At 61.4% G+C, this 12,840-nt stretch carries 11 protein-coding genes; 1 reads left to right on the forward strand and 10 read right to left on the reverse strand.

Translation table 11 applies throughout. The features are described 5' to 3' along the window. Positions 1-6 precede the first annotated feature (6 nt). The gene (locus tag SD425_RS10285; RefSeq protein ID WP_324678140.1) at positions 7-1,650 is read left to right on the forward strand and encodes a RagB/SusD family nutrient uptake outer membrane protein; all 1,644 of its coding nucleotides are present in this window, start codon (positions 7-9) and stop codon (positions 1,648-1,650) included. 385 nt (positions 1,651-2,035) lie between these two features. Here SD425_RS10285 and SD425_RS10290 read toward each other — a convergent pair whose 3' ends face one another. From SD425_RS10290 to SD425_RS10335, 10 genes are all read right to left on the reverse strand, one after another. Continuing rightward, complete coding sequence (locus SD425_RS10290; RefSeq protein WP_324678142.1) at positions 2,036-2,578, reverse strand: cupin domain-containing protein; 543 nt, start codon at positions 2,576-2,578, stop codon at positions 2,036-2,038. Between the two features lie 53 nt (positions 2,579-2,631). Then, complete coding sequence (locus SD425_RS10295; RefSeq protein ID WP_416381030.1) at positions 2,632-3,705, reverse strand: proline iminopeptidase-family hydrolase; 1,074 nt, start codon at positions 3,703-3,705, stop codon at positions 2,632-2,634. A gap of 242 nt (positions 3,706-3,947) precedes the next feature. Next, complete coding sequence (locus SD425_RS10300; RefSeq protein WP_324678144.1) at positions 3,948-4,667, reverse strand: hypothetical protein; 720 nt, start codon at positions 4,665-4,667, stop codon at positions 3,948-3,950. Next, on the reverse strand, positions 4,661-5,989 hold the full coding sequence (locus SD425_RS10305) for a low temperature requirement protein A (RefSeq protein ID WP_324678146.1): 1,329 nt from the start codon (positions 5,987-5,989) through the stop codon (positions 4,661-4,663). The genes SD425_RS10300 and SD425_RS10305 overlap by 7 nt, the downstream gene beginning before the upstream one ends. A 124-nt stretch (positions 5,990-6,113) precedes the next feature. Then, positions 6,114-7,217 (reverse strand): XdhC family protein, encoded by a 1,104-nt coding sequence (locus tag SD425_RS10310; protein WP_324678148.1) that lies wholly within the window; start codon positions 7,215-7,217, stop codon positions 6,114-6,116. A gap of 27 nt (positions 7,218-7,244) precedes the next feature. After that, on the reverse strand, positions 7,245-9,506 hold the full coding sequence (locus SD425_RS10315) for a xanthine dehydrogenase family protein molybdopterin-binding subunit (RefSeq protein WP_324678150.1): 2,262 nt from the start codon (positions 9,504-9,506) through the stop codon (positions 7,245-7,247). Between the two features lie 3 nt (positions 9,507-9,509). Further along, complete coding sequence (locus SD425_RS10320) at positions 9,510-10,535, reverse strand: xanthine dehydrogenase family protein subunit M (RefSeq protein WP_324678152.1); 1,026 nt, start codon at positions 10,533-10,535, stop codon at positions 9,510-9,512. 15 nt (positions 10,536-10,550) lie between these two features. Continuing rightward, positions 10,551-11,117 carry a (2Fe-2S)-binding protein gene (locus tag SD425_RS10325; protein WP_324678154.1) on the reverse strand — a complete coding sequence of 189 codons (567 nt, stop codon included), beginning with the start codon at positions 11,115-11,117 and terminating at the stop codon, positions 10,551-10,553. A 153-nt stretch (positions 11,118-11,270) separates the two neighbouring features. Next, positions 11,271-12,044, reverse strand: coding sequence for a type 1 glutamine amidotransferase domain-containing protein (locus SD425_RS10330; protein ID WP_324678156.1), 774 nt, complete (start codon positions 12,042-12,044; stop codon positions 11,271-11,273). Positions 12,045-12,124: 80 nt separating this feature from the next. Next, the gene (locus SD425_RS10335; RefSeq protein ID WP_324678158.1) at positions 12,125-12,793 is read right to left on the reverse strand and encodes an antibiotic biosynthesis monooxygenase; all 669 of its coding nucleotides are present in this window, start codon (positions 12,791-12,793) and stop codon (positions 12,125-12,127) included. Between the last annotated feature and the right edge of the window lie 47 nt (positions 12,794-12,840).

Here is a 12,840-nt window from a genome sequence, read left to right on the forward strand (position 1 = left end):
CATCCCATGAAAGCTTTTTTCACCAAGAAGGGGGTGCTAACCCTCTCATTACTCGCGCTGTTTTCGTGCGATAAAACGCTCGAGGAATATAACCCAAGCGGGCTGACCGCCGACACCGTGTATACCACGCCCGAGGGCTTTGAAACCTTGGTCAATGCGGCGTATTCGTACCAGCGCTGGTGGTACGGCAAAGAGGAAGCCCACAACATTGCCGAAATGGGCACCGACATCTGGACCAGTGCCTCCGGCGACACCGACCGGGGTCTGAGCCAATACCTCAATCTGCAAGGCACCAATACGTACCTAGCTACCGAATGGCGCGAGCTATACGCGGCCGTAAACTTGTGCAACGGCGGCCTAGGTCGCATCGACAAAGCCGGTCTCTCGGCCACGTTGCGGCCCATTCGGGAGGGCGAGTTGCGGTTTCTGCGCGCCTTCTACTACTGGCACATCGTGGAAACCTGGGGCGGCGTGCACTTCACCACCGAGGAAACCAGCGGCGTCGTGTCGACCGCCAACCGCACGCCCGAAAGTACGTTTTACGACTTGATTATCTCGGACTTGCAAACGGCCGTTAACCAGCTGCCCGCCACCCAGCCGCAGTATGGCAAAGTGACCAAAGGCGCCGCGCAGGCCTTTCTGGCGCGCATCTACCTAACACGGGGCATGAACCAGGAAGCCCTAGCTATGGCTAAGGCGGTGCTCGCCAACACAGCCTACAAGCTGGAGCCTAACTACGCCGACCTGTGGAAGATGAGCAATCTGAAAACCAAAGAGGCCGTGTACGTGGTCGATTACTCGGCCAATCTAGCCCTCGACGACCTCGCCAACACCACGTTCAACCCCTACGGGCACAGCCGGGGCGGCAACAATACCCACCTGCTGTACATCATGAAGTACGATGACCGGCCCGGCATGGTGCGCGACATTCCGAACGGGCGACCCTTCAACCGCTACATGCCCACCCGCTTCCTGCTCGATTTGTACAGCACCAACGATGCTCGCTACGAAGGTTCCTTCAACGAGGTGTGGTATGCCAACTCCACCACCCGGCCAGCTGGCATGGCCCTGGGCGATACGGCCGTGTACTGCACCCGCCGGGAAGTTCCGGATGCGTATGAGGCCACCCGCAAGTACCAGACGGTGGACCGCAGCAAGATTTACAATGCCAACGGCACGGTGAAAGATGGCCTGCGCTATCCTAGCCTCACAAAGTTTATGGACCCCACCCGGCCCAGCTTAAACGAAGCGCAAAGTGCCCGCGACGTGTTCGTCATCCGACTGGCCGAAGTGTACCTGATTGCCGCCGAAGCGCAGATGAAGCTAGGTAATACGCAATCCGCCGCCGACTACGTGAACGTGCTGCGCACCCGCGCCGCCAAACCCGGCCGCGCCGCCGCCATGCAGGTGAACGCCTCGCAAATGACCCTGGATTTCATGTTGGATGAGCGCGCCCGTGAGTTGGCCGGTGAGCAGCTCCGCTGGTTCGACCTAAAGCGCACTGGCAAACTAGTGGACCGCATCAAACTCTATTCGCCGGATAATGCGGTAAATATTCAATCCTATCACTTGCTGCGGCCCATTCCGCAAACGCAGCTAGATGCCGTAACCAACAAAAGCGAGTTTACTCAAAACTCTGGTTATCAGTAGTATATTCGTTCTTTGCGTGGCTGCGCAAAGAACAAGCTGAGGGCTTGGAGAGTCAACATAACGCGAAGAAGGCGTGCATGCTATTTAAGCTAGGAATTCCTACAACGCTACAATAAGTACTGTTTCATTTCGCAGTAATTAGGGCCTCATAGCCTCACCGTAACTTGACCTGATAGGCGACACACGCCGCCTATCAGGTCATTGTGCGTCCTAGCTACTAGCTATGAATCGTTAGAACATTCTGACGGCTACCCGCCCGGCTCCATTGGATACTTAGCCTTTGGGTGAGCAAATGAACTCTTGTTAGGAGTACTTTCAATCAGGCTATTGACTTTCTGGAACTACTGCTCAAATATCCACACCTCCTAGAACGATTTTGTTTGATTCAGCGGCAATATCGATCCAGCAACTGTGCTTCGATGCCCTGCCAACGGGCGAAAGAGGCTAACAGCCGGAATACGGGCGTGAGTAGATTGCCTAATCCTGGCAGGCGCGTATCGCTCATGATAGCGCACACGGCTAGGTGCATGATACTTTTCGGTAGACCCTTCTCGTTGTAGAGACCGTCGGCTGCTAGGCCATAGAGTATTCGTAACGTGTTTTCGAATCCTTCGTGCCCTAGCAGCACGACGTTGCGGAAGGTGATGGGAGTGTCGCCGGGGTTGAAAAAACGATGCACCTCCCCGAGCTTGATGACGTAGGATTCGCCGGGAGTTAACAGGAGCTTGCGCTTCTTTTCGAGTTCAAGTCCCAGTGTTCCAGTTATGGCGGTAAAGGTTTCGGTGTAGGTGGTGTGGTAGTGCAACGCGTTGCCGCCGCCAGGCAGCATGGTAATTCCCAGTTCGCTTAGTTGCCCGGCCGTCTCGGCCGCTGTCTGTACAAAGGTGAGCGTGTCTTGCTGAATGGGATTGAAAATAGTACGCTTCATCAAGCTGAAAAAGAAGGAAAGAGAAAGGATGGAGCCGCCAGCAGGAGGGAGGGCTACAATTTGGTACCGGGCTGAAATGAGCCGTCGTCTACTGCCTTCAGGTATTTAATCAGGCCGGCCATGTAGGTTTGCTGGTCGTCGTAGAGGCTCATGTGGCTGCCGTTGGGGCAAATCAGGGAGTTGCCTTGCTTAACCTGCGTGGCAATCCAGGCCATGTGCTCGGGGTCCATGGTATCGTACTTGCCGCCGATGGAAAGCACGGGCATGGTGAGCCGGGCTAGGTCGCGGCTCCGGTCCCAGTGCGTCAGTTTGCCCGCCAGCCCAAATTCACTAGGTACCTGCATGGTCACATAAAGCGACTGATTGATTTTGCCCAGGGAACGGTTCAGCGGCTCGGGCCACAGGGCCAGGGGTAGGCGGCAGATATGCTGCTGGTAGAAATTAGGCAGCAGCAGCTCCATGTAGCGCGGGTTGGCAAAGTCCTTTTTCGCTTCCAGTTGGCGGATTTCGGCTAGCACTTCGGGCTTCATCTGCTTGGCCAGCACCTCATGAGCATACTTGCCGTAGGCCGGGCCGCTCATCATCATGTTGGAGATGATGAGGCCCTTGAGGTTCTGCTGGTACTTGAAAGCATACTCGGCCGCCAAGATGCCGCCCCAAGAGTGGCCGAGCAGGTAGAAGTTGTCGTTGGTCAGGTTGAGGGCTTTGCGCACCTGCTCCATCTCTTCCACGTAGCGCGGCAAGCTCCACATAGCCGTGTCCTTGGGATTATCGGAGTTGCCGCAGCCGAGCTGGTCGTAGTAGATGAACTCGATACCCTCGGCTGGCAAGAAGTTTTCCAGGCACTCGAAGTACTCGTGCGTGGCCCCGGGGCCGCCATTGAGTAGCAGCACCTTCATCTTGGGGTTGTTGCCAAAGCGCTTGGTCCAGACGTTGAACGTGCCTTTGGGCGTGGTAATCGGTACGAGCTGTACGCCGCCCGTTTGCACGCCCGTAGTACGAGAAGTGAAATAGCTGCTGGTGGCGGAGGCGTTTGAACTAGTAGTGGGGTTGGCTTGGCAAGCCGCGAGTAAGGTCGCGGAGCCGACGACTGCGCCGATGGAACGCAGGATAGGAAGTGACTTCAACAGGAACGAATTGACGACCAGCCTAACTGGTCAGTGGAAAGTAAAATCGAAACTCAACTACCTGGCAGGAATTTGCCCGGGTAGAAAGCGCCTGCAGCGCAAGTAATAGGAGAGCAACTGCGGGAGTAAGTCAGCTTTTGGATTTGTGTAGAAAAGGCGCTTGTCATTTGCTTGAACTATTGCTGTTTATATGTTTTAGATTCAAATAGCGGCTAGTTATTGGCGGTGTTCGCGCCAGGGTGTTATTTAAGGTGAAAGGTTGCGGTTAGCAGCACCGTATGCTGCCAGCGCACGCGCCGCGGCTCGTAGCCCGCCCACCAGTTCCAGTACAGCGCCTGCGCCGTGATGCCCGCCCTCGGGGCGAACTGCAAACCGACTTGGGAGCGCACCTCTTGCAGCCAGGTGTCGGTGCGATATACAAAGGGCTCTGTATTGAGCACCAAGCTCAAATGATGGCTGAGCGGGGGCACGATGCCAACCAAGGTGCGCACCCGGTAGATGGGCGGCCGTTCCTGGCTTTCGAAGAGTTCGGGGGTAAACCAGAGGCGATCTAGGGAGAGCTGCCAGCGCGGGTGTAGGCGGCGGGTAGCCAGCTCCTGGCCTAGGTAAAGTCGCGCCAACTGTAGCGTGCCCCGCTGGTCAGCCGGCCCTACTTCGTACAGCAGGGAAAGCGTCAACTGCTGCCGGGGCCAGGCGTAGCTGACGCGCCCCAGGCCGAGGCGCAAAAACGTGCGCGTCAGGTTCTGATAGACTACGTAATTAGGCGAGATTTCCAGCGCCCAGCGGCTGCTATCGGGTTGCCACTGCACACTTGCCCAGGTCCAGCCTACTAAATCGGCCTGTTGCTGCGCCCGGCCAATTCTTGGCTGTAGCGTTAAGCCAGCTAGAACGCTGACAAGCAGAAACGACGGCCTGAAATGCCGGTAAGCTGCCAGCAGCCGACCTCGAAGCTGGTTCAACATGCCTCCTCCTTGGAAGCTAGTCCGAGGACTCTTTGGTTTGGAGCGGCGGGCTCGGTGGGCGCTAAATTCGGCGGCACGTCTTTCAGCGGACCAGGCTTTTTCGTCGGGTCGTGGGTGTAGCGAGACGCAATGGTAGTAAAACCCGTAACTGGGGCCGCCGGCCCGAAATAGTCCACGAGGACGATGCCTAGGCCGGTTGCGGTACCTAGCAGCAACAAGAGCAGCGGCGAAACCCAGGGCGCGGCCAGTACCAGGCAGCTTCCGGCCGCCACCCGGATGGTTACCCGCAGCTTGGTGCCGGGCTGAGGCTGCTCACTAGCCCATTGATTCACAAGGCCCAGCAGCCCCATCACCAGGTAGCTGCCGCCCACCCCGGCTCCTACCAACAAGCTAGTGAGTGCCAGCGCGCGCTTATCGGCCACGGCCAGCGTCAGCCCGGCGCTGCTCACGAGCAGGCAGAGCGTCAGCGGTAGGTGTAGATACACCCACGCCCAGAACGGACCGGTGCGCTGCCGTTCGCTCAGGGCCTGCACGGGCGCTTCGTACACCCGGGTGAAGTAGGCCCCGCCTAGCCCGATAAGGGTCAGGCCCGCTAGCACCGCCCGGCCGAGGCCTTCCCCGCTCAGCCCCGTTTGGGAAAGCCCCTGCGTGACGCCGTGCGCCACCTGCCCAAGCACCAGTAGCACAAAGGTGGCAACCCGCCCGGGCAGGTGGCGGGCATCGGGGGGGATGTGCTGGTGCAGAGCCCGCCCGCCCGCCACCAAGGGCGTACCTATCTCTGCCGCCAGCGCTAGTGCCCACAGGCAGTAGCTAAGCGGGGTAGGCGCCAGCGCCGCTCCTACCCAACAGGCCAGCGACACCCCGAAGCCGACCTGCACATGCCGCACGTAGGGCCGAGCGACGGGCACGAAATAGGCCACGCGGGCGTATTGTAAATGTACTACCCCCCTGAGCCCCGCGTAGATGCACACGAACAGGACCGTGTTGGCATGGCTGGTTAGGGCGAGCTTCGTGACGACCGCTAGCACCAACAAACCCAGCAGCTGCACCACCGTAAACAGAAAGTCGCCTAGGTCGTTGACTACGGCAAAGCGGTTGGTATAAAAGGTCAGCCCATTCCAGAGCCACCACACCGGCACCACGAGCAACAGCAAGTCGCCGACGGCGACCTCGCCGGGCACCTCGAGCAGGCGCCTAACCAGCTGGCCTAGGATGACGACAAAGGCTAGGTCGGTGAGTAGCTCCAACCAAGAAGGGCGGCGTGTGCCGGGCGGGTCGCTAGCGCGCAGGCGAGGTACCGTATCAGGAGGATAGTGACTCATGCGGATAGAAAGAATAGTGGGGGTAGTGGCGTCCCGGCAGGGAGTCAGCAAATCAGCTTCTGGGCTTGAAAGACGCCCGGCTTTCAGCGCTAGCGCTTTACCCTGCGCCGCTGCTGGCCAAGAACTAGTGGCTGTGCAGCGTGCCCGCCCGGTCACGCAATGGCTGCCCTACCCGCCCGTTGCGGTGGGCCTGAATTTCAGCCACAATGCAGAGGGCAATTTCCTCGGGCGTCTCGCTGCCTAGGTCCAAGCCGATGGGGCTGTGCAGGCGGTGGCGCAAGCCGGTGGTATCGCCGGGTAGCTCGTCGAGCAGGCGCTGAGCTTTCTGCCGCGGACCAAGCAAGCCAATGTAAGGCGCGGGCGAGCAAGCTAGGGTTTGTAGCACCGCCAGGTCGTAAGCGTAGTTGTGGCTGAGCAGCACGTGGTAAGCCAGTGGGTCGGGCGCGGCGGTTTCGAGTTCCTGCACCGGCACGATGTGCACCGCGGCGGCCTCTGGAAAGCGGGCGGCCGTGGCTAGGTGCGGACGGCCATCCACGACCGTAATGTGCCAGCCCAGCGAGGCCGCCAGGCGCACCAGCGGCTGAGCGTCGTTGCCGGCGCCGTACACCATCAGCCGCAGCGGCGGCACCAGCACCTCCAGCAGCGCCCGCACCGGCCCGGCATCCGTGTCAAGCGTCAGCACGCGCGACTGCCCTTGGCCCAGTGTAGCGCGGGCAGCTTCCGTCAACGGGCCGGCCTGTAGCGGGCTGCTGCCTAGGGCTTCGGTGGCGGTAAGAAGCAGCCGCTGACCTACTACCGCCTTAGGCCCCGCCGCATCGGTGGCGAATAGCGTAGCCAGCACGGCGGGCACCGGGTGCCGGGCAAAGCTGCGCAGTATTTCCAGCGGGTTGGTCTGGTCTGAAAAGTTTAGCGGCTCCAGCAAGATGCGCACCACGCCCTGGCAGCCGGGCCCGAGGCCGTGCCGCGGGTCGTCTTCGTCGCGGGTGTCGTAGGTTACCAGCGCCGGCACGCCCTGTACGAGGGCGCGCCGCGCCCGCTGCCGGGCATCGCCTTCTAGGCAGCCCCCACTGATGGCGCCGGTGAGCTGCCCATCGTCGGTGACGAGCATGCGCGCGCCCGGCCGGCGATACGCCGAGCCGAGCACCTCCACCACCGTCGCCAGTGCGCAGGGCCGCCCAGCCGCGCGGTGCTCGTCGTAAGCCAGTAAAAGTCGCTGCAACTCGGTCATGGCGTTCTGAACCAGTGAGGCCAGGCCCTAAAGCAGCTTGTCGAGCGTGATGGGCAGTTCACGCACGCGCTTGCCGGTTGCATGGTAAATGGCGTTGGCTACGGCCGCCGTTACGCCGAGCATGCCCACTTCCCCGATGCCTTTCACCCCGATAGGGTTCACGATGGTATCGTTTTCCTCCACGAAAATGACGTCAATTTTGTGGATGTCGGCGTTCACCGGCACGTGGTACTCGCCGTAGTTGTGGTTCATGTACCGGCCGAACTGGTTATCGAGCACCGTGGCCTCCATCAGGGCCATGCCGATGCCCCATACCACGGAGCCGAGCACCTGGCTGCGCGCCGTTTTGGTGTTCATGATGCGGCCGGCCGCCACGGCATTCACCACCCGCGTGACGCGGATGATGCCGAGGTCCTCGTCTATTTTCACTTCCACAAACACCGCGTTGTGCGAGTGCATCGAGTATTGCGCCTGCTTGGCTTTGTCGGGCGCGCCCCCGCCCGTGGCTTCTACGCTAGGCTCGCCACTGGCCGCCAGCACGTCCCGAATGCTGACTTGCCAGCTGATGTCGTCGTTGGCCCGAATGACGCCCTCCGCGAACTGCACGTCCTCGTAGGCGAGGCCGGCGAGCGGCGAGTCAGCTTGCTGCTGAGCCAGGCGGAGCACTTTTTTGCCTAGGGCCTGGCACGTGTCCTGCACGGCCGAGCCGAGCGAGGCCGCCATCCAGGAGCCGCCTTGCAGGGGAGCCTGCGGCAAACTGGTATCGCCGAGCACGAAGGTGACATCCTCCAGGGGCAGGCCCATCGTTTGGGCGGCCATTTGGGTCATGATGGTGTAGGTGCCGGTGCCGATGTCGGTGCTGCCGCTGCTCACCGTGAGGTGACCGCTGGCGGTCAGCACGGCCTTGGCCTTAGTGGGCATCTGCATGGCGTCCCAGATGCCAGTGCCTACCCCCCAGCCCACCAGTAAGTTGCCGTCGCGCATGGAGCGCGGCTCCGGCGTGCGGGCGTCCCAGCCGAATTTGGCGGCCCCTTCGTGGTAGCAGTCGCGCAGGCGCTTGCTGCTGAAGGGCTTGCCGGTGGTTTTGTCGGTTTCTGAGTAATTCAGCAGGCGAAACTCCAGCGGGTCGCGGCCGGCTAGGTAGGCCATTTCGTCGATGGCCACTTCGAGGGCAAACTCGCCCGACGCCGCTCCCGGCGCCCGCATTGACTGCGGCGTGTAGATATCGAGGGCCGCAATTTGGTGTTCCAGCGACACGTTGTCGCAGTTATAGAGCACGCCCGAGGTGGGCACCACGTTGTCGGCGTACTTCTCGAAGCGCGACGTTTCAGCCACCGCGTGGTGTTGCAGGGCTGTGAGGTGGCCCCACTCGTCGGTGCCTAGCTTCAGGTTCTGAATTACCGCGGGCCGGTTGCCCATGCTGAACATCTGGTCGCGCGTGAGGGTCAGGCGCACGGAGTGTTGCAGCTCAAGCGCCGCCAGGGTGGCCAGAAACGCCTGGTGCTGCGGCCGCAGCCCCGCGCCAAAGCCGCCGCCCATGTACTTGGTGATAACCTGCGCATCGGTTTTGTCGAGCCCAAATACGCTGCACAAGTACTGCTGCGTGTTGAATACGCCCTGCGTCTTGTCGTAGATTTTCAGCTTCCGGCCGTCGCCTAGCCACTCCACGGTCGTCGCAAACAGCTCCATCGGGTTGTGGTGCTGCGGGGGGTGGGCGTACTCGCCGGTGTGCTGGTACGTGGCCGCCGCGTAGGCCTGCTCGAAGTGGCCGTAGGAAGTTGGGGGCGTAAACACGTTGTCTTTCCCCGGCGTGAAGCCGTTATGGCGCGCCTGCGCCAAGTTGGTGTTGAAGTCGGCCACCTCATACTCGATTTCCAAGATGGAAGCCGCGTAGCGCGCCAACTCAAACGTGTCGGCCACTACCAGCGCCACCGGCTGCAAGTTGTAGACCACCTCGGGCGAGTGCAGCGGCCGGAAGGGCGAGCCGTTCGGCGCCAGGTCATCTTGGTAGCATTTGTCGGGCGCGGCCAGCGGGGGTACATTTTCGTGCGTAAACACCTGCTTTACGCCGGGCAGGGCTAGCACCGGCGCCGTGTCAATCTTCGTGATGCGGCCTTTCGTGATGGGACTGTTTACCACGTAGCCGTACCAGAGGTCGGCCACGGCAAAATCGGCCGCGTAGGGCGCGGCGCCCGTCACCTTGGCCGGACCGTCCACGCGGTTGGTGGGCTGGCCTACGTAGTCGGTGCCCAGCTTGACGGTGGGCGGCGAAGCAATGGTCTGGCTCATGGGTTAGGGATTGGAGTTGAGAAAAGCATTCGGATTCCGGGCCTGGTCCATGGCCACCGCTTGCCGGAGGGCCCGCACGATGGCCCGCTGGCCTAGCTCTATTTTGAAGGCGTTGTAGGGGTAGCCCTTGGCTTCGGCAAACACCTTGGCTGCCACCCGGCGGAACAGCTCGGGCGAGGCCGGCTGGCCTTCCAGCATCTTCTCGGCCTCTTGGTCGCGCCAGGGCTTGTGCGCTACCCCCCCGAGGGCGAAGCGGGCCCTAGTAATCGTGTCGCCGGCCATTTCCAGCCCCACCGCCACGCTCACCGTCGCGAAGGCGTAACTGGTCCGGTCGCGCACTTTCAGGTAAGTAAAATGCTCGGCGTAGCCCTGCGCGGGCAAGTCGATAGCCACCACCAACTCGCCGGGCTGCAGCGTGTTATCCACCTCCGGCGTGTTGCCCGGCAGTCGGTGGTAGTCCTCGAACCGGATGGTGCGCTCCCCGGACGGGCCTTGCACGCGCACCACGGCCTCCAGCACGGCTAGGGCCACGCACATATCGGAGTGATGGGTCGCGATGCAGCTTTCACTGGTGCCAAGCACGCCGCACCCGCGGTTGTAGCCCGTGAGGGCCGAGCAGCCGGTGCCGGGCTCGCGCTTGTTGCAGGGGGTAGCGAGGTCGTAGAAGTAGGGGCAGCGGGTACGCTGGTTGAGGTTGCCGCCGTCGGTGGCCGCGTTGCGCAGCTGCGGCGTGGCCCCCGACAGAATGCTCTGGCTCAGCACCGGGTAGCGCGCCTGCACCTGCGCGTCGTAGGCAGTGGCCGAATTGGTCACCAGGGCCCCGAGGCGCAAGCCGCCGTCGGGCAGCGCCTCGATGTGGTGCAGCGGCAGGTGGCTGAGGCTCGTGAGGTGGCCGGGCCGCGTCACGTTGTACTTCATCAGGTCCACGAGGTTGGTGCCGCCGCTCAGGTAGGCCGATTGGTCGTGGCTAGCCCGGTCGGCTAGGGCCGCGGCCACCGAGTCCACTTGGGTAAGGGTGAAGCTGTTCATGGGAAGGCGCGTAGATTATTGAGCAGTAGCGGAAATCGTTGTCAGCGTGCCGTTGTCCACGATGGCCTGACCATCATGTAGCACTTCCATCACGGCCGAGAGAATATTGGTATAGGCGCCGCAGCGGCAGACGTTGCCGCTCAGCAGCTCGCGCACCTCGTCCTCGGTTTGGGCGCGGCCCTCGTTGAGGAGCCCCTGGGCCGAGCACAGCTGGCCGGGCGTGCAGTAGCCGCACTGAAAGGCATCGTGGTCGATGAAGGCCTGCTGCAAGGGCGACAGATTATCCTCGGTACCTAGGCCCTCAATCGTCTCTATTTTCCGGCCCTGGTACACGGTAGCCAGCGCCAAGCAGGCGTTGATGCGCAGGCCATCGACAAGTACCGTGCAGGCCCCGCACTGGCCGTGGTCGCAGCCTTTTTTGGTGCCCGTCAGGCCCACGTACTCGCGCAGGGCATCGAGCAAGCTGGTCCAGGGCGCAATCTGAATGGTGCGGTCCTGGCCGTTCACGTGCAGCGTCACCGCCTGCGCTGGTACTACCTGCGCCGCGGGCTGACTTAGTGGTTTTTGAACAAAGTGAGGCATAAAAACAGCGGTAAGTGAACAACCCAAAAAGACCTATCAAGCGCGTAACACGCTGAATTCTAGAAGCAGGCTACAGCCAGGCCTAGCTCCGTAGCGGGTACCTAGGGCTAGCACCCGAGAGCTCGTTTTCTAACCCTAGGTACCCGCGGCCCACTAGCGGTTCGCCGGCACGGTGTCTTCCACCAGCACTTCTTGATTTACTAGCCACTCGGCTACGGCCAGCGAAAAATCGGCCACGTCGATGGGGTGGCGGCTGGTAATGAGGTTGCCATCGACCACCACCGGCTCATCGACCACCTGCCCGCCGGCGTTCACCAAATCGGTCTGGATGTTCCAGTAGCCCGTGAGCTTTTTACCCTTCAAAATGTTGGCGGTAGCCAGCACCACCGGGGCGTGGCAGATGGCCGCCACGAGCTTGCCCGACTTGAAAAAATCTTGCACGTAGGTCACCACGTTTTTGTCGTAGCGCAAGTTATCGGGGTTCCAGGCCCCTCCGGGAATGAACACGGCATCGTAGTCGTCGGCCTTCACTTGGTCGGCCCGGCGGTCTACTTTCACCCACCCCACGGGGTTCAGGTATTGGATGGCCATGATGTGGTCCTTCGCCATTTCCGGGGTAGTCAGCCCAAAGCGGGCCGGCGCCGGGTTATCCGTGGGGCCCACCACTTCCACCTGCGCCCCTAGGGCTCGGAAGTACCACACGGGGCCGAGCATCTCGATTTCCTCGAAGCCATCGGCCGCCACGACGGCAATCTTTTTGCCCGCCAGCTTTTGCGGGTCGTCGATGGGGGTGAAAAAGAACTCCCGCATCTTTTCATTGCCGGGGGCCGTGAGCAGCTTGGCCACGGGTAGCCCCGCCACCGATGCTTGACTGGTCAGTTGCTGTAGTATTTCTAGCTCGCGTTTGCTTTCATCTAGCGCACTCATGGGTTTGGTTGGTTAAGGGTGACGGAAAAAGGGTCTTATTGCCACCGCAAGGGGGCAAACTCAGTTAGCTTGTGCAGTCCCTACTCGAAGGGCGGATTTGTAATCGAGGTGTGCAGAAAGTCGAGGATGGGCCCCACGAACGAAAATTTCAAGTGGTCCTGCAAGGCCTGCGCATTGCGAAATTTCTCATAGGTAATAAACTTGCCTTCAGAGCCTTGCACCTGCGTAAGCTGGTAGGTCACGATGCCAGCCTCTTGGCGGATTTGGGGCATCGCGGCATGGTAGCGCCGCCGGAACTCGGGGCCCGTGCCCGCCACGGCATCCACAAACAGCATCACGGTCAGGGGCTGGTCGCTGGCCGCAGGCGCCCGTAGCCAGTCTTCTTTGGAGAGGGGCTCCAGGTCGTGCACCAGCAGTAGCTCGGCGGGTGCCGCCAGGGCTTCCTCGGCTAGCCTAGCCACGGCCGTGGCCGGGTAGCTTTTCTGGTAATCTTCCCGCTGCGCTTGGTCGCGCCACCGCTCAATCAGCCAAAACACGTCGGGCTTATCCAACTCAGTGTAGGCTTCGGCCATGATATTGCCGGGCAAGTTGAGCGCACTCGTTACGTACTCGCTAAGCGCCTGGCGGAAGGCGGCCTGGTGCGTCGGTTTGACGCGGTAGCTGGTCAGCTGAGCCAGCGCACTCTCGCCGGCTGCCGGCTGCGCTTCCGTAGCCGCCGGTCCGGCAGAAGGATGTTGCTTCGTTAGCATGGGGTCAGGGGTGTTGTGGTAAGAGAGACCTTCAGACGTTTTGCCTA

Source organism: Hymenobacter sp. GOD-10R, assembly GCF_035609205.1.
GTDB lineage: Bacteria > Bacteroidota > Bacteroidia > Cytophagales > Hymenobacteraceae > Hymenobacter.

Bases quoted from the DNA above. Each gene is read 5' to 3' on its own strand.
- SD425_RS10285 (WP_324678140.1), top strand. From the start codon at position 7: ATGAAAGCTTTTTTCACCAAGAAGGGGGTGCTAACCCTCTCATTACTC.
- SD425_RS10290 (WP_324678142.1), bottom strand. From the start codon at position 2,578: ATGAAGCGTACTATTTTCAATCCCATTCAGCAAGACACGCTCACCTTT.
- SD425_RS10300 (WP_324678144.1), bottom strand. From the start codon at position 4,667: ATGTTGAACCAGCTTCGAGGTCGGCTGCTGGCAGCTTACCGGCATTTC.
- SD425_RS10305 (WP_324678146.1), bottom strand. From the start codon at position 5,989: ATGAGTCACTATCCTCCTGATACGGTACCTCGCCTGCGCGCTAGCGAC.
- SD425_RS10310 (WP_324678148.1), bottom strand. From the start codon at position 7,217: ATGACCGAGTTGCAGCGACTTTTACTGGCTTACGACGAGCACCGCGCG.
- SD425_RS10315 (WP_324678150.1), bottom strand. From the start codon at position 9,506: ATGAGCCAGACCATTGCTTCGCCGCCCACCGTCAAGCTGGGCACCGAC.
- SD425_RS10320 (WP_324678152.1), bottom strand. From the start codon at position 10,535: ATGAACAGCTTCACCCTTACCCAAGTGGACTCGGTGGCCGCGGCCCTA.
- SD425_RS10325 (WP_324678154.1), bottom strand. From the start codon at position 11,117: ATGCCTCACTTTGTTCAAAAACCACTAAGTCAGCCCGCGGCGCAGGTA.
- SD425_RS10330 (WP_324678156.1), bottom strand. From the start codon at position 12,044: ATGAGTGCGCTAGATGAAAGCAAACGCGAGCTAGAAATACTACAGCAA.
- SD425_RS10335 (WP_324678158.1), bottom strand. From the start codon at position 12,793: ATGCTAACGAAGCAACATCCTTCTGCCGGACCGGCGGCTACGGAAGCG.